The organism is uncultured Arthrobacter sp. (assembly GCF_947495145.1).
Classification (GTDB): Bacteria; Actinomycetota; Actinomycetes; order Actinomycetales; family Micrococcaceae; genus Arthrobacter_D.
The window spans coordinates 51,294-75,480 of sequence record NZ_CANLXP010000017.1 but is presented as its reverse complement, the minus strand read 5'-3'; the positions used below and the strand labels follow the sequence as shown (position 1 = coordinate 75,480).

23 protein-coding genes and 2 riboswitches are annotated in these 24,187 nt (G+C 64.7%); of the genes, 15 read left to right on the top strand and 8 right to left on the bottom strand.

Going from position 1 to position 24,187, the window contains the following annotated elements; genetic code table 11:
- Window positions 1-160: 160 nt before the first annotated feature.
- The 4 genes from Q0877_RS12855 (at window position 161) to groL (ending at window position 3,484) form a co-directional block, all read left to right on the top strand.
- Window positions 161-466, top strand: a complete 306-nt coding sequence (locus tag Q0877_RS12855; protein WP_299168392.1) for a DUF3263 domain-containing protein — start codon at window positions 161-163, stop codon at window positions 464-466.
- Window positions 467-502: 36 nt separating this feature from the next.
- Window positions 503-1,192: a LytR C-terminal domain-containing protein gene (locus Q0877_RS12850; RefSeq protein WP_299168387.1), complete on the top strand. Its 690-nt coding sequence runs from the start codon at window positions 503-505 to the stop codon at window positions 1,190-1,192.
- A gap of 155 nt (window positions 1,193-1,347) precedes the next feature.
- The gene (locus Q0877_RS12845) at window positions 1,348-1,554 is read left to right on the top strand and encodes a cold-shock protein (protein WP_056549990.1); all 207 of its coding nucleotides are present in this window, start codon (window positions 1,348-1,350) and stop codon (window positions 1,552-1,554) included.
- A gap of 295 nt (window positions 1,555-1,849) precedes the next feature.
- On the top strand, window positions 1,850-3,484 hold the full coding sequence (gene groL / locus Q0877_RS12840) for a chaperonin GroEL (protein WP_299168383.1): 1,635 nt from the start codon (window positions 1,850-1,852) through the stop codon (window positions 3,482-3,484).
- A gap of 157 nt (window positions 3,485-3,641) precedes the next feature.
- Here the strand turns inward: groL and Q0877_RS12835 are convergent, their stop codons facing one another.
- From Q0877_RS12835 to Q0877_RS12810, 6 genes are all read right to left on the bottom strand, one after another.
- Window positions 3,642-3,932, bottom strand: a complete 291-nt coding sequence (locus Q0877_RS12835) for a WXG100 family type VII secretion target (RefSeq protein ID WP_299168380.1) — start codon at window positions 3,930-3,932, stop codon at window positions 3,642-3,644.
- Between the two features lie 144 nt (window positions 3,933-4,076).
- The gene (locus Q0877_RS12830) at window positions 4,077-5,474 is read right to left on the bottom strand and encodes a cell wall metabolism sensor histidine kinase WalK (protein ID WP_299168378.1); all 1,398 of its coding nucleotides are present in this window, start codon (window positions 5,472-5,474) and stop codon (window positions 4,077-4,079) included.
- Between the two features lie 71 nt (window positions 5,475-5,545).
- Entirely contained in the window at window positions 5,546-6,256 is a 711-nt protein-coding gene (locus Q0877_RS12825; RefSeq protein ID WP_299168376.1) for a response regulator transcription factor, read from the bottom strand.
- A 69-nt stretch (window positions 6,257-6,325) separates the two neighbouring features.
- Window positions 6,326-7,969: a DNA repair helicase XPB gene (locus Q0877_RS12820; protein ID WP_299168374.1), complete on the bottom strand. Its 1,644-nt coding sequence runs from the start codon at window positions 7,967-7,969 to the stop codon at window positions 6,326-6,328.
- On the bottom strand, window positions 7,962-10,340 hold the full coding sequence (locus Q0877_RS12815; RefSeq protein ID WP_299168373.1) for a helicase-associated domain-containing protein: 2,379 nt from the start codon (window positions 10,338-10,340) through the stop codon (window positions 7,962-7,964). Before Q0877_RS12815 ends, Q0877_RS12820 begins: the two co-directional genes overlap by 8 nt.
- 91 nt (window positions 10,341-10,431) lie before the next feature.
- Window positions 10,432-10,704, bottom strand: a complete 273-nt coding sequence (locus Q0877_RS12810) for a hypothetical protein (protein ID WP_299168371.1) — start codon at window positions 10,702-10,704, stop codon at window positions 10,432-10,434.
- A gap of 179 nt (window positions 10,705-10,883) precedes the next feature.
- Between Q0877_RS12810 and Q0877_RS12805 the strand changes: the two genes are divergently transcribed.
- The 3 genes from Q0877_RS12805 to Q0877_RS12795 are packed head-to-tail and all read left to right on the top strand — an operon-like array spanning window position 10,884 to window position 13,258.
- Window positions 10,884-11,267 (top strand): cold-shock protein, encoded by a 384-nt coding sequence (locus Q0877_RS12805; RefSeq protein WP_299168369.1) that lies wholly within the window; start codon window positions 10,884-10,886, stop codon window positions 11,265-11,267.
- A 5-nt stretch (window positions 11,268-11,272) separates the two neighbouring features.
- Window positions 11,273-11,938, top strand: a complete 666-nt coding sequence (locus Q0877_RS12800; protein ID WP_299168367.1) for a DUF3027 domain-containing protein — start codon at window positions 11,273-11,275, stop codon at window positions 11,936-11,938.
- A 33-nt stretch (window positions 11,939-11,971) separates the two neighbouring features.
- On the top strand, window positions 11,972-13,258 hold the full coding sequence (locus Q0877_RS12795) for an MFS transporter (protein ID WP_299168365.1): 1,287 nt from the start codon (window positions 11,972-11,974) through the stop codon (window positions 13,256-13,258).
- On the opposite strand, the gene serC is transcribed toward Q0877_RS12795, so the two are convergent.
- Window positions 13,255-14,382, bottom strand: coding sequence for a phosphoserine transaminase (gene serC, locus Q0877_RS12790; RefSeq protein ID WP_299168362.1), 1,128 nt, complete (start codon window positions 14,380-14,382; stop codon window positions 13,255-13,257). The genes Q0877_RS12795 and serC overlap by 4 nt on opposite strands.
- A gap of 247 nt (window positions 14,383-14,629) precedes the next feature.
- Between serC and Q0877_RS12785 the strand changes: the two genes are divergently transcribed.
- The 7 genes from Q0877_RS12785 to Q0877_RS12755 all read left to right on the top strand — a co-directional run bounded on the left by Q0877_RS12785 (window position 14,630) and on the right by Q0877_RS12755 (window position 20,727).
- Window positions 14,630-15,334 (top strand): metal-dependent transcriptional regulator, encoded by a 705-nt coding sequence (locus Q0877_RS12785; protein ID WP_299168361.1) that lies wholly within the window; start codon window positions 14,630-14,632, stop codon window positions 15,332-15,334.
- 128 nt (window positions 15,335-15,462) lie between these two features.
- Window positions 15,463-15,655: riboswitch (cyclic di-AMP (ydaO/yuaA leader) on the top strand.
- Window positions 15,656-15,827: 172 nt separating this feature from the next.
- Window positions 15,828-16,556 carry a M23 family metallopeptidase gene (locus Q0877_RS12780; protein ID WP_299168358.1) on the top strand — a complete coding sequence of 243 codons (729 nt, stop codon included), beginning with the start codon at window positions 15,828-15,830 and terminating at the stop codon, window positions 16,554-16,556.
- 152 nt (window positions 16,557-16,708) lie between these two features.
- Window positions 16,709-16,864, top strand: a riboswitch (cyclic di-AMP (ydaO/yuaA leader).
- Between the two features lie 104 nt (window positions 16,865-16,968).
- On the top strand, window positions 16,969-17,709 hold the full coding sequence (locus tag Q0877_RS12775) for an NlpC/P60 family protein (RefSeq protein WP_299168355.1): 741 nt from the start codon (window positions 16,969-16,971) through the stop codon (window positions 17,707-17,709).
- Between the two features lie 355 nt (window positions 17,710-18,064).
- Window positions 18,065-18,565, top strand: a complete 501-nt coding sequence (locus Q0877_RS12770) for an HNH endonuclease (protein ID WP_299168352.1) — start codon at window positions 18,065-18,067, stop codon at window positions 18,563-18,565.
- Window positions 18,562-19,179, top strand: a complete 618-nt coding sequence (locus Q0877_RS12765; RefSeq protein WP_299168350.1) for a molybdenum cofactor guanylyltransferase — start codon at window positions 18,562-18,564, stop codon at window positions 19,177-19,179. Before Q0877_RS12770 ends, Q0877_RS12765 begins: the two co-directional genes overlap by 4 nt.
- Before the next feature lie 13 nt (window positions 19,180-19,192).
- Window positions 19,193-19,477 carry a DUF6457 domain-containing protein gene (locus Q0877_RS12760; protein WP_299168349.1) on the top strand — a complete coding sequence of 95 codons (285 nt, stop codon included), beginning with the start codon at window positions 19,193-19,195 and terminating at the stop codon, window positions 19,475-19,477.
- A complete protein-coding gene (locus Q0877_RS12755; RefSeq protein WP_299168348.1) occupies window positions 19,474-20,727 on the top strand; it encodes a molybdopterin molybdotransferase MoeA in 1,254 nt (417 codons plus the stop codon). The genes Q0877_RS12760 and Q0877_RS12755 overlap by 4 nt, the downstream gene beginning before the upstream one ends.
- 62 nt (window positions 20,728-20,789) lie before the next feature.
- On the opposite strand, the gene Q0877_RS12750 is transcribed toward Q0877_RS12755, so the two are convergent.
- Complete coding sequence (locus Q0877_RS12750) at window positions 20,790-23,153, bottom strand: FdhF/YdeP family oxidoreductase (protein WP_299168346.1); 2,364 nt, start codon at window positions 23,151-23,153, stop codon at window positions 20,790-20,792.
- A gap of 153 nt (window positions 23,154-23,306) precedes the next feature.
- On the opposite strand from Q0877_RS12750, the gene fdhD reads away from it, so the two are divergent.
- Window positions 23,307-24,158, top strand: coding sequence for a formate dehydrogenase accessory sulfurtransferase FdhD (fdhD, locus tag Q0877_RS12745; RefSeq protein ID WP_299168344.1), 852 nt, complete (start codon window positions 23,307-23,309; stop codon window positions 24,156-24,158).
- Window positions 24,159-24,187 lie beyond the last annotated feature (29 nt).

The window sequence follows — 24,187 nt, the reverse complement described above, 5'->3', positions numbered from 1 at the left end:
GAGGGTCACCGTTTCGCGGGCATTCTCATTTGAGGCACCGAGGGTGTTTCGCGGGCACTTTAGATGAGTCTCGTCGGGTGAATGACATCGGTGTGATTCGTAACTACCATGGACGAAGTAGATCGCGCGGAAACGATGGATTGGACGGGGTGTCGTGAGCATGCAAAGTTCGGCAGCACAGACTGGCCGCGACGGCTCCGCGGGAACGCGGCGTGAAGCGCTGGGTGAGCGCGAACAGCGGATGCTTGAGCTCGAGAGGCAGTGGTGGAAGTACTCGGGCGCGAAGGAGCAGGCCATCCGTGAGATGTTCGATCTCTCGGCCACGCACTACTACCAGATCCTCAATGCGCTCATTGATACCGAAGCTGCGCTTGCGCACGATCCGATGCTCGTAAAGAGATTGCGTAGACTACGTACGACCCGCCAACGCGCGCGATCCGCGCGCCGTCTCGGCGTCGACGTCTAGAAGCTACGCCCACTCAAGCCAAGGATTGCCCGCCACATGACCCAGTATCCCCGCGACGAATTCGACCAGGTTCCCGAATCCGCCGCACGGCAGGGCGTTCACCGGGAGCGGCTGGTTCCTCCGCAGTCGAGCGGTTTGGTCCTGAAAGTGGTTGCGGGGATCCTCGTTCTTGCGGTTGGCCTCGCCGCCTACTTCCTCTTTCCACGCCTGGGCCTGGGGCAGGCCAGCGAGGTCACCCCCGAAACCAGCAGTGCCGCGCCGATGCCGTCCATCACGGCCGATGGTGCCGTCGCTGAGGACGAGACTGCTGAAAGCACGGCTGCTGAAGACGCGGCTGACGAGCCGAGCACTGAGCCGAGCGCTTCTTCAACGCCTGCCGAAACCGAATCGCCCAGTGCCGCGCCCACGCCTGACGAGGAGCCGACGCCCGGGGCGACCGAGCCCTCGGCCGTCGTCGACCGCGGGCAACCGGTTGCCGTACTGAACGCAACGACGGTCAGCGGCCTGGCAAGTACAGCGGCAGGCCGCCTGCAGGTCGACGGCTGGAATGTGATCCAGATCGGCAACTGGTCCGGTCAGCAGCTGCAGGGTTCGGTCGTTCTCTACAACGGAGAAGAGCAGCGCCCTACAGCTGAGGCGCTCGCTGCTGCTCTCGGGATAAGCGCGGTTCAGGGTGACGCCGGCTTCGGCAACATCACCGTGGTGGTGGGGCCGGGCTTCCAGTGAACGTCCGCCCGGCAAGCTCCGGGAACTGATCAATCCGGTTAAGGATCAATAACATTCACTGTGTTCCGCGTCACGCCCCAGAGGTTGTGGGATTAGATGGATCCCAGCCCTGCCATCAACAGTCAGGCAGGGGATCTACATAGTGGGAGAACAACATGGCGCAGGGAACCGTGAAATGGTTCAACGCTGAAAAGGGCTACGGCTTCATCACTGTCGATGAGGGTGGGGCGGACGTCTTCGTGCACTGGTCCGCGATCGACATGGAGGGCTACCGGGCGCTCGATGAGGGCCAACGGGTCCAGTTCGAAATCGGAGAAGGCCAGAAAGGGCCGCAGGCCGAGGCTGTGCGCCTGGCGTCCTGAGCCGGCACACTCTTCAAGCAGCGGCGGCGCGTTTCCCCTGTCAGGGGCGGCGCGCCGTCGTCGTTGTTTTCCCCAAGGCGAAACAGCTTGCACTCGCAGTGCGTGAGTGCTAATTATTGACTTAGCACTCACGTGTGACGACTGCTAAGACGCCACACCGGAGTGAACCAGGCAACCTCTGTGGTGAGGGCTGGTTGGGGAGGTACAGAGATCCTCCCCGATCAGCCCGTCCGTCGCGGGCATCACAGGCCGGTAGCAGCATACGCATGACCGTCCCGAAAGGACCTACGCCGTTATGGCCAAGATCATTTCTTTTGATGAAGAGGCACGCCGCGGCCTCGAGCGCGGGTTGAACATCCTCGCTGACGCAGTCAAGGTAACGCTCGGCCCCCGCGGTCGCAACGTTGTCCTTGAGAAGAAGTGGGGCGCTCCCACGATCACCAATGATGGCGTTTCCATCGCCAAGGAGATCGAACTCGACGATCCGTTCGAGAAGATCGGCGCCGAGCTGGTCAAGGAAGTTGCGAAGAAGACCGACGACGTCGCCGGTGACGGAACCACCACCGCCACCGTTCTCGCCCAGGCACTCGTCAAGGAAGGCCTGCGCAACGTAGCCGCCGGTGCTGATCCGCTGAGCCTCAAGCGCGGCATCGAGAAGGCCGTTGACGCAGTTACCGCAGAGCTCCTCGCTTCCGCCAAGGAGATCGAGACCAAGGAAGAGATCGCAGCCACGGCTTCGATCTCTGCCGGTGACCAGCAGATCGGTGACCTCATCGCCGAAGCCCTCGACAAGGTGGGCAAGGAAGGCGTCATCACCGTCGAGGAGTCCAACACCTTCGGCCTTGAGCTTGAGCTCACCGAGGGTATGCGCTTCGACAAGGGTTACATCTCCGGTTACTTCGTCACCGATGCAGAGCGCCAGGAGACGGTCCTCGAGGATCCGTACATCCTGATCGTCAACTCGAAGATCTCCAACGTCAAGGATCTCGTCGCGGTTCTCGAGAAGGTCATGCAGTCCGGCAAGCCGCTGCTGATCATCGCCGAAGACATCGAGGGCGAAGCTCTCGCTACCCTCGTGGTCAACAAGATCCGTGGCACCTTCAAGTCCGTTGCCGTCAAGGCTCCGGGCTTCGGCGACCGCCGCAAGGCCCAGCTGGCTGACATCGCCATCCTCACCGGTGGCCAGGTTATCGCCGAGGAAGTCGGCCTCAAGCTGGAGAACGCTACCCTGGACCTCCTGGGCCAGGCACGCAAGGTTGTCGTCACCAAGGACGAGACCACCATCGTTGAGGGTGCAGGCAACGCCGAGGAAATCGCCGGACGGGTTGCACAGATCCGCGCCGAGATCGAGAACTCGGACTCCGACTACGACCGCGAGAAGCTGCAGGAACGCCTCGCCAAGCTGGCCGGCGGCGTTGCAGTCATCAAGGCCGGAGCCGCAACCGAGGTTGAGCTCAAGGAGCGCAAGCACCGCATCGAGGACGCTGTCCGCAACGCGAAGGCTGCTGTTGAAGAGGGCATCGTTGCCGGTGGCGGCGTGGCCCTCATCCAGGCCGGCGCCAAGGCATTCGCCAACCTCACCCTTGAGGGCGACGAGGCAACCGGTGCAAACATCGTTCGCATCGCCATCGACGCCCCGCTCAAGCAGATCGCTTTCAACGCCGGCCTTGAGCCCGGTGTTGTCATCGAGAAGGTTCGCGGACTGCCCGCAGGCCACGGCCTCAACGCCGCAACCGGCGACTACGAGGACCTCCTGGCTGCCGGTGTGAACGACCCCGTGAAGGTGACCCGTTCTGCTCTGCAGAACGCTGCCTCCATTGCGGGCCTGTTCCTCACCACCGAAGCTGTTGTCGCGGACAAGCCTGAGAAGGCTGCTCCCGCAGGCGGCGGCGACGAGATGGGCGGCATGGGCGGTATGGGCGGCTTCTAGCCCCCAGCCTCACCAGCAGGATCACCTGCGAAGAGTCACACCAAAGGCCGGTCCCTCACTGGGGCCGGCCTTTTGGCTGTGCGAGCCGGAATATTTGTGCAGCTATGGTGGAATCTCCGGCCTGGAAGCCGCCATAGCTGCACAAAATTCGGCGCGGCTAGTGCATGAACATGCGGGCGTTGCTGAGCTCAGCCTGGGTGTACTGCTCCGTGGCCACTCCGAGTGCCTGATTGATACTGGTCAGTGACTCTTCAACCTTCAGTTGGGTGGCGCGCCAGTCGGTTACCAGCTGCTGGAAGTTTTGCGACGCCTGGCCCTGCCACTCGGATTCGAGCGACCTCAGCCCGGATTGCATCGCGTTCACCTCTGCCTGAAGCCGCGCGATGGTGTTCTGCACGTCGGCGCTCTTGGCCGCCAACGAGTCGGTATTGACGTTGAAATAGGTCATTGCTCCTCCTGGGTTTTCCTGCGGGGGCCCGCGTCTTCGACGCTAGAGGTTCCCAGGAGCAGGCAGTGCCCCGCCCATGGGAATGTGGGTAATTTGAGCGCATCCACACCCCTGTGGAGGAAAGGACGATGACGCTACTGGTCGTCAGTCCTCAGCCGGTGGGGTGCTGTCGGCGTCATGCGGCAGCCTGATGGAAAGCGTCGCGCCGCCGCCAGGAGTCTCTTCCAGCCGTACACTCCCGTCATGCTGAGCGACCAGCGCCGCGACGATAGCGAGTCCCAAACCAGTGCCGCCGGTTTCCCGGTAGCGTGACGAATCGGCCCGGTAGAAGCGCTCGAACACCCTTGCGGCGTCTTCCTCGGAAATGCCCGGACCATGGTCCCGCACCTCAATGACCGAGTCGCTCCTGCCGTGAATGACCGGGGCGACGCCGACCGCCACCTCGATTGGAGACCCCTCGGGCGTGTACCGGAGGGCATTGGTCATCAGGTTGGCGACGACCTGACGGAGCCTCGCCTCGTCGCCGACGGCCGGAGCATGCCGCGCAGGTCCGCCGTCGAGCCCGATCACCCGGATGGTCCGTTCGGGTGCGATAGCACGGGCATCCATTGCGGCGTCGTTTCCCAGCACCAGCAGGTCAAGGGGTTGGGCTTCGAGCGGCCGCTGCTCGTCGATGCGCGCCAGGGTCAGCAGGTCCTCGACCAGTTGGCCCATGCGCTTGGCCTCACTCTCGATGCGTCCCATAGCGGCCTTGACGTCGTCGTCGTTCTGGAGAGCGCCGTGACGGTAGAGCTCGGAGAACCCGCGGATAGTCACGAGGGGTGTGCGCAGTTCGTGGGAGGCATCCGCGACGAAGCGGCGCATCTTCCGTTCAGAGTCCATCCGGGCTGCGAATGCGGACTCGATATGGGCGAGCATCGCGTTGAGGGAGCGTGAGAGCCTGCCCACTTCCGTGGCAGGGCGCTCGACCTCGACGCGTCGTGAAAGATCGCCGGCGGCAATCGCGGCAGCGGTCCGCTCAACCCGGCTCAACGGACGGAACTGCCGGGTGACCGCAAGGTAGGCGATGATCGAGGCGACAGCAATCGAGAAGAGCCCGACGACGAAGATGATGCGTCCGGCCTCGGATACTGCCTCATTTACGGGAGCCATGCGGGTTGCCACGACCACGGACGTATTCTCGTCCGTCAGCGTGTATGCAACTGCACGCCATCCTTCACTGGCGGGATCGGAGCCGCGGACGTTGAAGGCCTTCCCGTCCAGAGCGCGCACTTCGTCGATCGTGAGCCGCGGGATGACTGGCACATCCGAAGACCCGGCGGACGGTATCGCGCGAATCGGCACTCCCTGTTCGTTCAGCCAGGCACCATAGAAGCGAAACAGGTTGTCACCGGTGTTGCTGCCGATCGCGCCGACGCTGTTGGATACAGCCTGGGCGTTGGACCGGATGTCCTGATCCATCTGCGTGATGAGACTGTTCCGGAGCAGGGAAATAGTGACGATTCCCGTGATGGCCACGGTGAACACCATGAGCAGTGTCATGATGGCGATGAGTTGCGTGCGGAGGGAGGCAGACTTCCAGCGACGTATCACAGCGGGTTCGGAGATGCTTGTTACCGCTTGTCAGCGGTGCGCAGCAGGTAACCGACTCCGCGTTTGGTTTGAATGAGCGCCGGGGCATCGGGGTTCTTGTCGATCTTGCGCCGCAGGTAGGAGATATAAGACTCCACAATGGAGGCGTCTCCGTTGAAGTCGTACTCCCAGACGTGGTCGAGAATCTGCGCCTTGGAGAGTACGCGGTTCGGGTTCATCATCAGGTAGCGGAGGAGCTTGAACTCGGTGGGAGAGAGGTCGATGACTTCGGCGCCACGGCGTACCTCATGGGCGTCGTCGTCCAGCTCGAGATCATCGACGCGGATCACCGCGCCGTCGTCGTCGTGTGGCTGGGTGCGGCGCAGCACGGCGCGGATGCGGGCAACCACCTCGTCGAGGCTGAAGGGCTTGGTGACGTAGTCGTCGCCGCCCACGGTGAGGCCGGTGACCTTGTCATCGGTGTCATCGCGCGCGGTCAGGAAGACGACGGGGAAATGGCGGCCTGCAGCACGCAGCCGGCGGGTGACCGTGAAACCGTCCATGTCCGGGAGCATGACATCGAGGACTGCGAGGTCCGGGTTGTGGGTCTCAGCGGCAGCGAGCGCGTCGCGCCCGTTGGCGGCGGCGACCACATCGAATCCCGCAAAGCGCAACGAGGTGGAGAGCAGTTCCCGGATGTTCGGCTCGTCGTCGACTACAAGCAGTTTGGCTTCAGGTCCTGTTTTATTCACGATTCCCAGTTTGCTCCCAGTAGCTGAGTGTTTTCTGGATGTCCGCTGAAAGCGTGCAGGGCAAGCGGATCAGGGTTTCGGGATGTCTGCCGCATCGAGGATGGTGTACGCGTAGCCCTGCTCTGCAAGGAACCGCTGCCGCTTGGCAGCGAAATCCTGGTCGAGGGTGTCACGCGCGACGACGGTATAGAACCGCGCTGCCCGGCCGTCGGCCTTGGGGCGCAGCAGCCTGCCCAACCGCTGGGCCTCCTCCTGGCGGGAGCCGAACGACCCTGACACCTGAATGGCCACTGATGCCTCCGGCAGGTCGATGGAGAAGTTGGCCACCTTCGACACCACCAGGGTGTGCAGCTCCCCGGAACGGAAGGCATTGAACAGCCGCTGCCGTTCCTTCACCGACGTTTCGCCCTTGATGATTGGGGCGTCCAGCCGTTCGCCCAATTCATCAAGTTGGTCGATGTACTGCCCGATGACCAGCAGCTGCTCTCCCTTGTGGGAGGCGACCAGCTCCTCCACGACTGTTGTCTTTGTTTCGGAGGTTGCGCACAGCCGGTATTTGTCGCCGTCGTCGGCCATGGCGTAGGCAACACGCTCATCGCGGGGGAGGTCCACCCGGACCTCAACGCAGTCCGCCGGCGCAATGTACCCCTGCGCCTCGATGTCCTTCCACGGTGCGTCGTAGCGCTTGGGCCCGATGAGCGAGAACACCTCGCCCTCGCGGCCGTCCTCGCGCACCAGGGTGGCGGTAAGCCCAAGACGCCGCCGGGCCTGCAGGTCGGCGGTCATGCGGAAGATCGGTGCGGGAAGCAGGTGCACCTCGTCATACACGATGAGGCCCCAGTCGTTCGCATCGAGCAACTCGAGGTGGGGGTAGAGACCGCCGCGGCGCAGTGTCAGCACCTGGTAGGTGGCGATGGTGACGGGCCGGACTTCCTTGACCGATCCGGAGTACTCGCCGATCTCGTCCTCGGTCAGCGAGGTCCGTTTGAGCAGTTCGTCCTTCCACTGCCGGGCCGAAACCGTGTTGGTCACGAGGATGAGCGTGGTGGTGGAGCTGGTCGCCATGGCCGCGGCGCCCACCAACGTCTTGCCCGCCCCGCACGGAAGCACAACGACGCCGGATCCACCCGCCCAGAAGTTCTCCGTCGCCAGCTTCTGGTAGGGCCGCAGCGCCCAGCCGTCTTCCTTCAGCAGAATTGGGTGAGGGGTGCCGTCAACGTACCCGGCGAGGTCTTCAGCCGGCCAGCCGAGTTTGAGCAGCAGCTGTTTCAACTGTCCACGCTGCGAGGAGTGCACCACCACTGTTTCGCCGTCGATACGCGGGCCTAGAAGAGGCTCGATCTTCTTCGCGTGCAGCACTTCCTCAAGGACTGGGTAGTCATTGGTGCGCAGTACGAGGCCGTGCTGGGCGTCCTTCTCCAGCCGAAGCCGCCCGTACCGGGACATCGTTTCTTCGATGTCGACGAGGAGCGCATGCGGCACCGGGAAGCGCGAATACTTCAACAGCGTGTCCAGAACCTGCTCGGCGTCGAGGCCCGCGGCACGTGCGTTCCACAGTCCCAGCGGCGTGAGGCGGTAGCTGTGCACGTGCTCCGGCGCGCGCTCCAGCTCAGCGAAAGCGGCAATGGCATGCCGCGCTTCCGTGGCCTGCTCGTGGTCAACCTCAAGCAGGATGGTCTTGTCGCTCTGGACAATAAGCGGGCCGTCAGGCATCCGTTGAAGCCCCTTCCACAGTTTCCACATCCATGATCCGATGCACGGAGATCACGCGCTCGGTTTCCTTCTCCGGGTCGAAGACACGCACGCGCCCGGCCTGAACCGACAGTGGAACAAACACTTGGCGGGTGGAATTCCCGGCGCCGTCCGCGAACCCCAACCGCACCGCCTGCTTGGTCCGGATCGCCGTGCGCAATGTTTCCAGACCGATCATCGCTTCACCCTCGGCTCCCGCCGCTGAACCAGGCCGGGCACTGCCCCGCAGTACCTTCATCTGTGCTGCCGCGTCCTCTTCCGTCAGGACCCACGGATTGGTTCGTACCGCGGACGACGACGGCGCGGAGCCGGCCGTGCGGGACGGCGGCCGCGGTGCTGCGCCACCCTCCAGCGCGGGGGAGTAGCCGAGCTCGCGCAGTGCGGATGCGAGCTCAACCGGCGTTGCCTGCGCGGTCACGACGGTTGGGGCAAGGCGGACAAGGCCCAACGCCGCGGCGGCGGGATCAGCGAGGAGAGCGGTGAGGGCGGCGTCGTCGTCGCTGCGCACGTAACTGTAGGCGTGGCCGACGCGCAGGGAGCCGTAGCGGGACGCGGTGTCTTCCACGAGGTAGCGCAAGGGCTGCGGGACGTCCGTAGCGGAGTGCTTTTCGAGGAAGGCGAGGATGGCTGCGGCGTCCTGTCCGTCGTCGAGCGCCCGGCGGACGGATTGGGCGGAGAACCGGTACACGGTTGCGGGACCCTGGCCCTCCGCGGAAGCGAGCAGGGCCAGTTCGCGGGCGACCTGCGGTTCAAGGTAGCCCGGCGCCACCGCGGTCAGGTCCGCCTGCAGCACGAAGTGCGTGAGCGGCTCGGGCAGCGCATCCCGCAGGGTGGACACGGCGTCGTCATACTGATCTTGCGCGATGGCTGCGCCCAGGTCGGTGAGCGCTCCTGAGCCAAGCAGGCCGAGATGGCCCAGCTCCTCCACCATGCCTGGAACAAGCCGGGTGAAGCGCCGGCGCAACCGCGGCTGCTGCCAGGTGAGACGGGCGATCAGGGAAGGTGCGTCGAGGACGCAGGCGCGGCCGTCGTCGTGCTCTGCTTCCTTTGAGAGCGCCACGGCGGCTGACAATGTACGACGGCGGACGGCCGGCGCATCCGTGCGCGTCGCCTCCGAGGACAGCACGTTCACCGAACTGCCGGTGGGCAGCTGCCCACCCACCAGGGACGGAGCGCGCTCTGCGTCGAGCCACGCGCGGACCAGACGCAGCCACTGTTCGGAACGCTCGGCGAGGTGCCAGGAGCCGTCGGCCGCGCCCATCCATCGGGAACTGTCCGGATCGAGTGTGAGAAGCCGGGCCAGCGCGGCCAGTTCAAGCAGCCAGGCTATCTGTTCCCGCTCCACCCGGAGCGTGTCAGCGAGCCGCCGGATCTCGCGGACGCCCACCCCACCGGTGCGAAGCGTTGCAATCGGCTCCGCCTGCACGCTCGTGAGGAGTTCGGTAATGAGCCGGAGTGTTTCAGCGATTGCCCCGAAGGCGGCGTTGTCCCGAAGGCTGATGCGAACTGTGGCGAGGTGCGGGACAGGCGGTGACACGGGCAGGTTCGGGAAGATCACGCCACCCCGTGCCGCGATGCCCACTTCTCTCGGCAGCTCGACATGGTTTGCGTCGAGGCGGATGAGCAGCCCGTGGTCAAGAAGCCACTCCAGAGGGGTGGCAGCTGCGCCTGATTTCGCCGAGCCCACCGGCGAGGCGGCGAGTTTCTGCAGCAGGTCTGCGGTTTTTCCGGGAGCGGACTCCAGGACCGCGTCCCACGATTCCGCGACCAGCACTGCGAGGGCCGTTGCTGGGTCGGCGCCGGCTTCTCCTGCGCTCGCGGCCTCAGAGATTCCCGCAGCCGCGAGAAGTTCGAGCCCGGTCAGGATGCGCTCGCCGTAGTGGGGGTACTGCTGGGTCAGGGCTGACAGTGGGCGGCCCAGGCCTGCAGGATAGGGGCCGAGGGCATCGTGAAGGGTTTCAAGCGGGAAGTAGGAGCGACGGCTCTTCAGCACGGGACCGGTTCGAAGGAGCGCCACATCGTGCAGGTGTGCGAGATACGGCTCGAGCGTTTTGGCAGGCGAAGCGATCGATGTCTTGAGACTTGCGGCCGTGCTGCCGGTTACCGCATCGAGGTCCGTTGTCAGCACCATTGCTTCAAGGACCATCAGCTGCGGGGTGTTCAGGGCCTCGAGCGCCCGTTGCACGCTTACCCGCGTTGAGGCGCGCGCCGCGAGGGCGGCAAAATCGGGCACCGGCGGGAGCACGATATCTGGGCGGGCAGCCATCAGCGTCCGCAGTTCGGCGTCACTGCGGGAGGCTAGATCCTCGGCGAGGGCACGGATGGCGGACACCGCATTAACGTTACTCGCACCGTGTGGCCGGGCGGGGACGTTGATGGAGGTCAGCGCGTGTGCGAGCGGTGCCCGAATGGCTGACGGGATGTCAGCCGCGGCCGCGGGAGATGACGCTGACGATCAGGCTGACGATCATCAGCAGGAAGCCGAGCGGCAGGAAAAAGTAGGCAGCGGTCATGAAGCCCGGCCAGGGATCAGCGCCGGCCCACGCGGACAGGAGCACTGCCACGAGGGAGAGCAGGCCGAACCCGGCGAGGGCGACGGCGGCGATGAGGAGGATGAGCCGCGCATCGCGCTTTCGGTCGCGGAGGGGACCGCCGTCGTCGTTCGCTGAAGGGGGAGGGGAAGGGTTTCGGGGCATGATGCTTCTAGCGTACAAGGGCGGCCACCGCCATTCCGCGCTCCGGTGCCGGGTATCCTATTAACGCAGACTTTTTTCCTGCGCGGGCCCTGTCTGATCCAACCCTCCGGTGGAGGTTCCAAACCGTTGGTGAAGCGTGGCCGGCCTGCGCGCAAGCAGTTCGAGAACGAGGTAATTACGTGCCTATCGGCAAGGTCAAGTGGTTCGACACTGAGAAGGGCTTCGGCTTCCTGGCGACTGATGACGGCAAGGAAGTGTTCCTGCACGCCTCGGCGCTCCCGGCTGGAGTGACTGAGGTCAAGGTTGGAACGCGGCTTGAGTTCGGCGTCGCTGACGGCCGCAAAGGTCTTCAGGCGCTTTCGGCGCGCATTCTCGACACGCCGCCCTCGGTTGCAAAGGCAACGCGCAAGAACGCGGAGGACATGGCGGTCATCACCGAGGATCTGATCCGGTTGCTGGATGACGTTTCCAACGGGCTGCGGCGCGGCCGGTACCCGGACAAGTTACATTCCGCGAAGGTCGCTGCAGTGCTGCGCGCCGTCGCGGATGATCTGGACGTATAAGTTCCATGACTGAATCTCCGGCATCGACGGACACGGAATCACTGGACGATGGGTCGGTTGACGCAGCCAAGGCTGGGTCAGCAGATCCCGCTGGGTCCGGCGCCGAAACGACTGACTCAGCTGAGGCAGCCGGGGTGCAGCCGGTCGAACCGGCGCTGCCGGAAGCCGCCGTTCCGGTCGCCAGGCGCCGGGCCGCCCGAAAGCCGTCCAAGCCGGATGCCGTTCTTGCTGCTGCGGTGGACACCGCGCGCAACGGCGTGCTGGAGGTTGCCGGCGACACCGAGGTCGGGGAACACCTCGGTGCATTCCCCGAGGCGGAGCGGCTGGTGACCCACCGTTTCGCCGCTAATGTCCCCGGCTACGGAGGGTGGCACTGGTTCGCCACGCTCGCAAGGATTCCCCGGGGCAAGGACGCGACGGTTTCCGAGGTCGGGCTGCTGCCCTCGGAAGATGCGCTCCTTGCACCGGACTGGGTGCCCTGGTCCGAGCGCGTGCGTCCGGAGGACACCGCTGAGGAGGAAAGCGCTGCGGGGGTTACGCCTGGGGACGCACCTCAGGCGGAAGCGGACGCCGCTGACGCCGACGGCGCTGACAGTACAGAAGCCGACGCTGCTGACAGTACAGAAGCCGACGCCGGGACTACCCCTGGAGACGAATCCCCAGTTGACTAGGGTGTGGAAAGAGGCAGGAAGGAAGGTGGCCTGATGGGCATGTTCCGCTCCCTGCACATCCACAACTATCGGCTCTGGTTTATCGGTGCGCTCATTTCGAACGTGGGCACCTGGATGCAGCGAACGGCCCAGGACTGGCTCGTCTACGACATCCTCACCGATCAGGATGCGGCGGCAATGGGCATTGTCATGGCCCTGCAGCTGGGCCCGCAGCTCTTCATCGCGCCCTGGGCGGGATTGATCGCCGACTCCGTCGATCGCCGCAAGCTGCTGATGGGAACCCAGGCCGCAATGGCGGCCCTGGGCGTCGGTCTCGGTGTCCTCGTGGTGTTCGGCCTGGCCGACCTATGGCATGTATACGCTTTTGCGCTGGCTCTGGGCGTCGTCTCCGCGATTGACGCACCCGCCCGTCAGGCTTTTGTCTCGGAGCTGGTGCGCGACGAATACCTGCCCAACGCTGTGGCCCTCAACAGCGCATCCTTCAACGGGGCCCGGATGTTTGGGCCTGCCGTAGCCGGTTTGCTGACTGTGGCGGTGGGGCCGGGCTGGGTTTTCCTGATCAACGCAGTCACCTTCGGGGCAATGATCTTTGTCCTTGCCAGGATCCGGCGAAGCGAACTGCGCGTCCTTACCCGCTCAGCGGCCGGAGGCGGAAGGATCCGTGCCGGGTTCCGCTACGTGCGTCAGCGCCCCGACCTCATGATGGTGATGTTCGCGATCTTCGTCGTCGGAACGTTCGGCCTCAACTTCGCGGTCTACATCGCGGCTATGGCCCGCACGGAGTTCAATACCGGTGCGGGTATCTTCGGGACGTTGTCCTCGATCATGGCTGTCGGTTCGGTGGCCGGTGCGCTGCTTTCCGCGCGGCGTGACCGGCCGCGGCTCAGGTTCGTCTTCGGTGCGGCGGGCGCATTCGGCCTGGCCTGCATCCTGGCGGCGCTGGCTCCCACGGTCTGGATCTTCGGCATCACGCTGGTTCCCGTAGGACTCTTCGCGCTGACCCTGATGACCAGCGCGAATGCGTACGTCCAAACGACCACCGTGCAGGAGATGCGCGGCCGGGTCATGGCGCTGTACTTCGCGATCTTCCTCGGCGGGACCCCGATCGGTGCGCCCATCGTCGGTTGGGTCACCAATGCCTACGGTCCCCGGTGGGGGCTCGTCGTTGCCGCTGCGTCCGGCCTTGTCGCCGCCGTTGCCGGGCTCGCGTGGGTATGGCGGTCACACCACGTCAGTGTCCGGCTCGTTCATCCCTCGCCACGGCGGCTCAGGCTGACCCTGGCCGCCACAGCGCGGAACACGACCGAGCGGAACGGTTAGGAACGTTCCACTATGAAGTCGATGCACGCCAGCAGTGCTGACACATCGGCGGGTTCGATCGCTACAAAGGTTGCGATGCGCAATTGGTTGCGGCCCAGCTTCCGGTACGGCTCAACGTCCACAATCCCGTTCGCCCGCAGGGTCTTCGCCACAGCCGCGGCGTCAACGGACTCGTCGAAGTCGATCGTGGCGATGACGTTGGAACGGTGGTCCGGGTTCTGCACAAAAGGCGAGGCGACGGTGGAGGCGTCTGCCCAGCTGTAGACCCGGCCGGCGGAATCCGCGGTGCGCCGGGCGGCAAACTCAAGGCCCCCGTTGCCGTTGAGCCACTCGACCTGCGCGTTCAGCGTCACGAGGGTGGCAAGAGCCGGGGTGTTGTAGGTCTGGTTCAGCAGGGAGTTGTCGATCGCCGTCTGAAGGTCGAGGAAGTCGGGGATCCACCGCTTCGACGCCTTGATCGAGGCCGCCCGCTCCAGCGCGGCGGGAGAAAACAGGCCAAGCCACAGTCCGCCGTCGGACGCAAAGTTCTTCTGGGGAGCGAAGTAATACACATCCGCCTGGGCAACGTCCACAGCCAGACCGCCGGCAGCGGAGGTTGCATCGATGGCGATGAGCGCGCCGTCGTCCGCTCCCACTACCCGCTCGACGGGCGCGGCGACACCGGTGGAGGTTTCGTTCTGCGGCCAGGCGTAGAAGTCGACGCCGGATTCGGCGGTGGGCGACGGGCGCGAGCCCGGCTCGGAGGTGATGACGGTCGAATCCCCCAGGAAGGGTGCCTTCGAGGTGGCCGCTGCGAACTTGGAACCGAACTCGCCGAAGGAGAGGTGCTGGGCGCGCGCTTCAACGAGACCGAACGAGGCAACATCCCAGAAGGCGGTGGACCCGCCGACGCCCAAAACCACCTCGTAGCCTGCAGGAGCGCTGAAGAACTCCATCAGCCCCGACCGTACCGAACCGACCAGGTTCCGGACCGGCGCCTGGCGGTGGGAGGTTCCGAGCAGAGCGCTACCCGCGCGGTTCAGCGCTTCCACCTGCTCGGCACGGATTTTCGAGGGACCGGCGCCGAACCGTCCATCCTGCGGCAGCAGCTCGGAGGGGATGCGGATGTCGGCCGAAGTGCTCATGGTTGCTCCAGAACGTTTGCTTACGGTGTGGGGTCGGAACCATTCTGCCCCAGCGCGCACAGCGCGGACGCATTGTGACCGGTGAAAGCTGCGGGACTTCGGAGCGCAGCACAGCCGCCAGGGAAGCCAACCCAAATGGGTTAACCTTGTGGGGCGTAGGGATGACGACGGCGGCCGAACTTCCACAGACCGGGCAGCCGCTGCATCAACGCTCAATCTGCACCAGTGCCAAGGAGCTGAACCCCGCATGACGGACCTCATCGACACCACCGAGATGTACCTGCGGACCATCCTTGAGCTTGAGGAAGAGAACATCGTTGCGCTGCGTGCGCGGATCGCCGAGCGACTCCGTCACTCCGGCCCCACGGTTTCGCAGACGGTCGGACGGATGGAGCGCGACGGACTGGTGGTCGTGACCGGCGACCGTCACCTGGAGCTGACCGAGCTGGGGCGCCGAAGGGCCACCGAGGTGATGCGCAAGCACCGGCTGGCGGAACGGTTGCTCTCCGACGTGATCGGCCTCGACTGGGCCTACGTTCATGATGAAGCCTGCCGGTGGGAACATGTGATGAGCGAGCGCGTTGAGCGCCGCCTGTACGAACTGCTCGGGCAACCGACCCAGTCGCCCTACGGCAACCCCATTCCGGGCCTTGAAGCGATCGGTGGCACCCCGTCCGAAACGTTCACCCTCGGCGTGAGCACTCTCACGGAAGCCATGGCGAGCTATGCGCCGGGGTCGAGTGTGACCCTCGTAAGGCTGGCCGAACCTATCCAGGTGGATCCGGAACTGTTGACGCAGTTGGATGAGGGCGGCCTGCGGCCCGGAGCGCAGATGACCTTGCAGGCCGTGGGAGACTACGTGTCCGTTCGGGTGCCCGGTGTAGAGGGCGCACTGGAACTGCCGCCGGAAGTCGCTTCGCACGTTTTCGTTGCGGTCTCGCCGACGCTCTGAGGGGCCTCGAGCGACTCTGAACGCGATGCGCTGGATTGCCGAAGGATATCCACAGCATGGTTACGAAATGATTACTTTCGTCTCGATCCCGTTATAGTTGATCCCTGGCGCTGATACTTCAGCGTTACCTGGTTCGCGTGCCTAACCCTGTCGGCGGACGCAGTGTTAAACAGATGGACAGGGGCGGAGGACCCACAACCGGTCATGGCTTGCCATGGCCTTGGGGTGAAGTTCGGATGATGCCAAACGCATGAATCCGAACCGAGTTTTCTCATACTCGAATCCGACAGCTAACTTCGCAGGCGAAAAATGAGAGAGGGTCTCTTTGTCGAATACTGCTTCGGGGCGCCGCCGTGCGTGCACCCCGGTCGCTGAATCGCGGCCACGCGACGCCCACAGGCGAGAGCGTGCCGAACGAATTGCAAGCCAGGCAGCGGTTCAGGTAGCCGCATCGGCGGTCCCATTACCGGCCGCTCCGGTGTCGCCTGCCGGGATGCGCCCCCGTGACGCCCAGCGAACAGAACGACGACGCCGGGCAGTCACCGCGCGCCGCGACATTTCCTTCGCCGGGCTAAGCCAGAAGGTTGCCATCGCTGCCGCTGCTTCCGGCATGGTGCTCACGGTTGCCTTGCCCACCACCGCAGCGGTCGTGCCCTCCGAGGTGCAGACGCTCGCTGCTCCGGCAGAGCAGGAACAACCCCAGCCGGTCCAGGCTGCAGCAGGTGCGGACGTCTCATTCGATCGCGCGGCGCTGCACGGCACCTTCGATCCGGATGCCAAGCTTGCCGAAATCGTGTCGGCATCCGGCGGGGACATTGTGACTGCCGAGTCCAGGGGGTCCCTGTCGGCGCCGCTGGACAGTGCAGTTCTGAGCTCGCCCTTCGGAACCCGGGTCAGTCCTATCACGGGCGCCGGGGAGCTCCACACGGGACAGGACATGAGTGAAGCCTGCGGCTCGGCCGTCAAGGCGGCTGCGGCCGGCACAGTGACCTTTGCGGGGTGGCACGCCTACGGCGGCGGCAACCGCGTGGTGGTCAAGCATGCCAACGGGCTGGAAACCACCTACAACCACCTGTCGGCAATGGACGTGACCGTGGGGCAGGAAGTCGAGCGGGGCGAAGCTATCGCACGGGTGGGCTCAACCGGCGCTTCGACGGGCTGCCACCTGCATTTTGAGGTACTCGTCGACGGCAAAAACGTCGATCCGATGGGTTGGCTCTGACCCGGTTTCGCCGCGTCGTAACCGGGAACACACCGTTCCGTGATCGGAATGTGACATAGCTTAAAATCTGGGGTAGCGTACAACTCGTGCCAAATCGCAGGGGGTTTGGCACTCCCGCGCAGATCGCCTAGCTCTGCCACTGCACGGGGTCCGTTCGCAACACATCGCATGGCAGGGGCGGGGGAACCAAATTCTGGGCTTCTTTCACGAAGTCCTTGGGGTTAAGTCGCTGGATCTGAGACGATCCGCGGCCGGGTGACTCCCATCCGAATCCGACAGCTCACCTCGCAGGCGTAGGGAGAGGCAATTTAACGTGTCAAACAGCTCTGCGCTGGGACGCCACCGTGCGGTTCCGGCTCATACAAACTCGCTTTCAGCCATTTCCAGGGCTGTATCTTCAAACGCAGGCTCAGTGGGACGTCAGGCAGCGGTCATCGTCGCAGCTTCCGGGCTTGTCCTCACCGCCGGCCTTCCTGCCCACGGAGCATCCGAAGCCCAGCGTTCCGCTCAGGCAGTCAAAACCCTAAGCGCAGTAGCCGCCCAGCCGACCACCGTCAGCGCTTCTGCTGACGCAGCTGTCACCTTCGAGCGTGCAGCTGTCGAGACCGTAGCCGCTCCGGTTGTCGAAGCCGCCCCGGCAACTCCCGCCGTTACAGAGCAGGCTGAGGCAGTGCAGGCTGCACCGGTTGCTCCCGCAGCTGCTCCGGCTGCTCCGGCAGCCGTCGCCGAGCCTGCGGCCGAGGTTGCAGCAGCATCGCAAGCCGAGGTTGCAGCAGCATCGCAAGCCGAGGTTGCGGTTGAAGCCGTCGAAGCTCCCGCCCCGGTTGAGAAGCCCGCCTCGAGCGGAATCGGTGCAGCACTCGTCGGCTCGGCTTACTCGCAGATTGGTGCGGTCCAGGACTGCACAGTCCTTGTGGAGGTCGCGCTCCGTTCGATCGGCAAGTCTGTAGGCGATCTTGGGCCCGAGCAGTTCTACGCCTACGGCGACGTGGTTGCCACACCTCAGCCGGGTGATTTGGTGATTCGTCCAGGGCACGTGGCGATATACGTCGGCAACGGCCAGGTAATCAGCAGTGGCATGAACGGGGTCAACGCAACTATCCTGCACCCCTTGTCTGATCTCGCTGGTTCTAGCTTCGTTCGCGTTAGCTAAGACCAGAAACCTCGAGCACCCACAAGTGACCTCGAACACCCGCGGTGGAGGCCAGGCTGTCCACGGTGGATTCAACGGTAACCAGACCGTCATCGCACCGGCCGAGCTCGGCTCCGGCGGCGTATACATCCGCGTCGGCGGCTGATTCACCTCTGCAAATCGACTAAGCCCTTCGCCTTCCGGCGAAGGGCTTTGTCGTGTGCAGCCACCTCAAATCCCCGTGTGGCGATTGACGAATCCTTGTAGCAACGGCTTACTCTTGCACTGTCAATCCGAAGTACCTTCGCTGTAGCTACAGGAACGTCGAGATTCTCCTTCAGTCCCTGGAGGCTATGGACGGCAAAGAGGAATGTGCATGCGCACTCTCGTTCTGAATGCTGGATATGAACCACTGGCGGTGGTCACCTTCCGCCGGGCACTCGTGCTTGTTCTCACTGGAAAGGCCAGCGTGGTCGCGGAAGGCGAGGATCCGGTAGTCGGCCCCAATGAGGTGCTGTCCCGGCCCTCAGTCATCCTCCTCAACAGGTACGTGAAAATCCCGTACCGTAATTCCTCGGTGGCTACGCGGCGCGGAGTGCTCCGTCGGGACAATCATTTGTGCGCGTACTGCGGCAAGGCCGCCTCCACCATTGACCACGTGGTTCCGCGCTCCCGCGGGGGAGAGGACAGCTGGGAGAATCTGGTGGCCTGCTGCCTGCGCTGCAACAACGCCAAAGGCGACAAGACCCTGGCCTCCCTGGGATGGTCCTTGCGCGTGGTGCCCCGGCCGCCCCGTGGCAGTTCCTGGCAGATCCGGGAACTGGAGGAGCCGTTACCGCAGTGGAGCGAGTTCCTGCCGGCAGATAACGCGGCGTGAGCGGGACAGGTCCTCCCTCCAGCACTGTGGGACGGTTGGTGTACGACGCCGTCGTATTGAGCGGCGGGCGGTCCTCCAGACTTGGCGGGGTTCCGAAATCATCCCTGCTGTTCGGTGGGTCATCCCTGCTTGCACGCACCTGCGGCGCGGTCGGCGAAGCCCGACGCCTCGTCGTCGTCGGCACTCCCTTTCACGAGCTGCCGCCGCGGGCGGAGCTGATCCGGGAAGACCCACCGTTTAGCGGGCCGGCAGCGGCGGTGAGCGCCGCCGTCGTGCATCTGGAGGCCGAACCTGCCCCCTGGGTGCTGGTGCTTGCCTGCGACATGCCACGCATCGACAACGCGCTGCCCGCACTGATAGCGGGCGCCCACGCAACCGGCGCGTCCGTTCTGGCGCACGACGGCGGCAGGGACCAACCGCTCGCCGCGCTGTACCGCTGGGCTGACCTTGCGGCGGCGAGCGGTCGCCAGGAGGTAAGGAATCTATCGATGCGCGCCCTCCTTGCTAGGGTGACATGGAGTCCAGTCGAAGTTCCCGCGGGCTCCACCACCGACATCGATACCTGGGCTGATGCCCGCCGGTTCGGAGTGGAGGAGCCAGACGCGGGCAAATAGCGGGAGGTTCACCATGGAGGATCGGGATCGGCTGCTCAGGCAGTGGAGCGAGAAGCTGGTGGAGATGTTCGAACTTGAGGACACGGAAGTCGACGTCGACGCGGTCCTTGCGCTCGCGGGTCAGGCGGCGTACTCGGTGGTCCGCCCCGCAGCGCCGCTCACGACCTTCATTGCCGGTTACGCGGCAGGCATGGCGGTAGGAATAGGACAGGCGGACAGCGCCACGGCCATGCGGTCGGCGCTGCAGGCAGCGCAGTCGGCCTGCCCGCCCGTTACCGAGCCGGAGGGCCGCCGATGAGCGGCTCCGGGCGCGAGGTCACCTGGCAGGAAGCACGGCAATTGGCCTACGAATCGGCTGCCGCCAAACCGGTACAGACCGTCAACCTTGCCGACGCCCTCGGCCAGACCCTCGCCGAGCCCGTGGTGGCGTTGCAGCCCATTCCGCACTATGCCTCGTCCGCGATGGACGGCTGGGCCCTCAACGGTGAACCCCCGTGGACCCTGGTTGCGCCGGTGCAGGAGGACGAGAGTCCCTGGCACCGCGCCCACGAGCACAAGAAGTCGGGATACGCCACGCTCGAGCCGGGCCAGGCGACGTTCATCCTCACAGGCGGCGTGGTCCCGCCTGGAGCTACCGGAATTCTGCGGACCGAGCACGGTGCTATCCGTGACGGTGTCCTGACACGCAACCAGCGCGCCCGCGCTGGCGAACCGGCCGCCAACGAGCACATCCGGCCGGCCGGCGAGGAGGCAGCCGAGGGAACCCAGACCATCGCTCCGGGTTCTGTGCTCAATCCGGCCCAGATCGCGCTCGCGGCGGTCTGTGGCTATGACACCCTTCCGGTTCTCCGTGCGCCCCGCATCTCCCTGCTGCTCACGGGTGACGAGGTGATCGAGGCCGGCTTACCCGAGCCGGGACAGGTCCGTGACACTTTCGGCCCGCAGCTCCCGGGTCTCGTGGCCATGCTCGGCGGGCACGTGGATACAGTGGCCCGTGCGCGTGACGATCTCGACGACGTCGTCGCCGCGATCAGTGCTGAAGCCGTGGACGAAATCTCCCTGGCGCGTGCATCAGGAGACGTCCTGATCAGCACCGGCGGCACAGGGGCGTCCGACGCCGACCACATCCGCCGGGCTCTCGCAGTGCTCGAAGCAGAGCTCATCATCGACGGCATCGCCATGCGGCCCGGACACCCGACCCTGCTGGCGAGGCTGCCGGACGGTCGCTTCTTCGTTGGTTTGCCCGGCAATCCCCTGGCTGCCATGATGGCGCTGTTCACGGTGGGTGCGCCCCTCCTGGCCGGCTTGCGGGGCGCAGCGTTCCCGGAATCCCGCTCAGTGCTGGCCGGTGAGTCATTCAAGGAACTTCCCGGACGTACCCGCCTGGTGCCCTACCGGCAGGAGAACGGCCGCGCGATGCCCACAGTCCACCACCGGTCCGGGATGCTGCGCGGACTGGCCGACGCCGACGGCGTGCTCGTTGTGCCTGAGCAGGGCTGCGAGCCGGACGAGAAAGTAGTTGCGCTGCCCCTGCCGTGGTTCAGCTAGAAAAAGGAATCAACTGAAACTGGCTGAACCACGACTGACTGGATGGCGGCTGGAGAGACGACTCAGACGGTTGCGGGCATGTTCTCCTGTGCGTTTTCCTCGCTGCTGCCGCCGGCAGGACCGTCCCCTGCCGGCTCCAGCCGGACGATGACGCCCTTCGAGACGGGAGTATTGCTGCCCTTGACCGTGTCATCGAGCGGCACCAGGACGTTGCCTTCCGGGTAGTACACCGCCGCACAGCCACGGGCGGTGGGGTAGGAAACCGCACGGAACTTGTTGAGCACCCGGTCCTTGCCATCCGCGTACTCGCCGTGCACGTCCAGCAGATCGCCGTCCTTGAAGCCCAGTTCCGCAAGGTCCTCCGGGTTGACGAAGATCACGTGGCGGCCCTTCTTGATGCCGCGGTACCGGTCGTTGTAACCGTAGATCGTGGTGTTGAACTGGTCGTGCGAGCGCATGGTCTGCAGGATCAGGCGCCCGGGAGGGCATTCCATCGGGTCCAGCTCATTCACGGTCATCCGCGCTTTGCCGCCGGGGGTGTTGAACTTTCGGGAATCTCGTGGTCCGTTGGCCAGCAGGAAACCGTCCTTCTCCCGGATGCGCCGGTTGTAGTTCTCGCACCCGGGGACCACATGGGCTATGTGGTCGCGGATGCGGTCGTAGTCGTCCTCGAATCCCTGCCAGTCGGCGTCGATGCGGTCACCGATGGTGGCCTTCGCCAACCTGCTGACAATGGCGACCTCCGACAGCAGTCCCGGTGCGACCGGTTCGACCCTGCCCTCGGATGAATGCACTGCACTCACTGTGTCCTCCACCGAAACGAACTGCGGCCCGGTCGCCTGCATATCGACCTCGGTGCGGCCCAGCGTCGGCAGGATGAGCGCTTCGGCTTCCAGGCTGACAACGGTGTGGGAGCGGTTGAGCTTGGTGGAGATCTGCGCATTCATCTCGAGGTTCTGCATGGCCGCCTCGGTTGCCGCCGTGTCCGACATCGCGGCAACGAAGTTTCCGCCCAGCGCGAGGAAGAACTTGATGTCGCCGTCGCGCATTCCCCTGACCGCAGCCACCGAATCGACGCCATGCTCGCGCGGAGGTTCGAACCGAAATTCCTTGCCGAGCGCATCCAGGAACGAGTCCGGCATCTGCTCCCAAATGCCCATGGTGCGGTCGCCCTGCACGTTCGAGTGCCCCCGGATCGGGGACGCACCGGCGCCCGGCCGGCCAATGTTCCCGCGCAACAGGAGCAGGTTGATCATCTCTTTGATGGTGCCGACGCCGTTCTTCTGCTGCGTGACTCCCATCGCCCAGGTGATGATGGTCTTCTTGGACCTGATGTACCGGTCGGCAAGCTCGTCAATCTCTTCCGAACGCAAGCCTGTGGCCTCCAGCACCGTCTGCTCGTCCAGACCCGCCAGATGCGCTCGCAGCTCGTCCAGTCCCTCGCAGTACTGGGCGATGAACTCATGATCCAGAACTGTGCCGGGGTTCCTGTCTTCGGCTTCGAGCACTCGCTTCGACACAGCCTGAAGGAGCGCCATGTCCCCGCCGGAACGGATCTGCAGGAACTGGTCGGCGAGATCGGTGCCGCGGCCGACGACTCCCTTGGGCTTCTGCGGATTCTTGAAGCGGCGCAGTCCCGCCTCGGGCAGCGGATTGATGGCGACGATCTGGCCGCCGTTCTCCTTCTGCTTTTCCATTGCGCTCAGCATGCGGGGGTGGTTGGTACCCGGGTTCTGGCCGATCACAATCATCAGTTCGGAGTTGAGGTAGTCGTTGTAGGCGACCGTGGCCTTGCCGATCCCGATGGTCTCGCCCATCGCCACGCCGGAGGACTCGTGGCACATGTTCGAGCAGTCCGGCATGTTGTTGGTGCCGAGCCCGCGGATGAACAGCTGGTAGATGAACGCTGCCTCATTGGACGCACGCCCGCTGGTGTAGAACGCCGCCTCGTTGGGCGAGGCCAGACTCTTCAGCTTCCCGGAGACAATGCTGATCGCCTTGTCCCAGCTGACCGGCCGGTAGTGGTCTTCGCCGGCGGCCTTATAGACGGGTTCAATGAGCCGGCCCTGCATCCCCAGCCAGTATTCGGAGCGTCCACGGAGTTCACTGATTGGGTGCTCCGCCCAGAACTCTTTCGACACGATGACCGGCGTGGCTTCCCAGGTGACTGCCTTGGCACCGTTCTCGCAGTACTCGAACGTGCTGCGGTGGTCAGACGGATCAGGCCACGCACAGCTCATGCAGTCGAAACCCTGCTTCTGGTTCATCCTCAGCAGCGTGCGTGCGCTCCGTTCGACACCCATATGCTTCAGCGCCGGCTGCATCGAGTGATATACGCCGGGCAATCCGGCCGCCCATTCCTTGGGCTTTCCGACATCCAGATCGTTCTCGTCAGCTTCCTCGACGGGAGGGTTGGAGCGAGTCATCGCGCATCCTTTCTTGGCCGCTTCTCAGCGCTGAGTGGTGCTACCAGACCCATTGTCGCTCAGGATCGGTGTCTTTAGGCAACATAGGCTGCCGTTAGCTGGAGGTTTGAGCGTCCATTAGGCTCAATCAAGAACTTATCGGGAGGCACGTGGATGTCGCGAGTATTGAATCGGCGCCGTATCACGCGCTACCGGCTTGACGGCCCCGTCACCCGCCGGGAGGACCGCCTTGCCGGTGAGGAGCCGCTGGAAATCCGTCTGGGCGGCCGCGCTTTCAGCGTGACCATGCGCACGCCCGGGGATGACTTCGACCTGGTTGCAGGCTTCCTCGTTTCTGAAGGGGTGGTTGCTGAACCCGGCGAGATCCTGGCGCTGCGCTATTGCGCCGGCGTCGATGACGAGGGGCGCCAGACCTTCAATGTGGTCGAGGCCCAGCTCCGGCCGGATGTCGCGTTGCCTGACACCTCCATGGAGCGTCATGTCTACACGTCCAGTTCGTGCGGTATCTGCGGAACGGCCTCGATCGATGCGGTCCGTAAATCGGCCCGCTTTGACGTGCACGACGACGACGGCACGGTGGGACTCGCAGTCCTTGCCTCCCTGCCGGAGCAGCTGCGCAAGAGCCAGAAGCTGTTCGACCGTACCGGGGGTGTGCACGCTGCGGGACTGTTCTCCCGGGACGGCGAGCTGCTGTGCCTGCGTGAGGACGTGGGCAGGCACAACGCTGTGGACAAGGTGGTCGGCTGGGCACTGCGCTCGGGACTGCTGCCGCTGCGGGGGATGATCCTGCAGGTGTCCGGCCGTGCTTCGTTTGAACTCGTCCAAAAGGCGCACCTCGCGGGGATACCGATGCTTGCAGCGGTGAGTGCGCCGTCGTCGCTCGCTGCCGATCTGGCGGAGGAATCCGGGCTCACGCTTGTCGGGTTCAGCCGCGGGCAGACACTGAACTGCTACACGCATCCGCAGCGGATTGACGCCGGAACGTACGGAACAAACACGGAATAGGGACACCCGGGCCGGAGTTGCACAGCAGT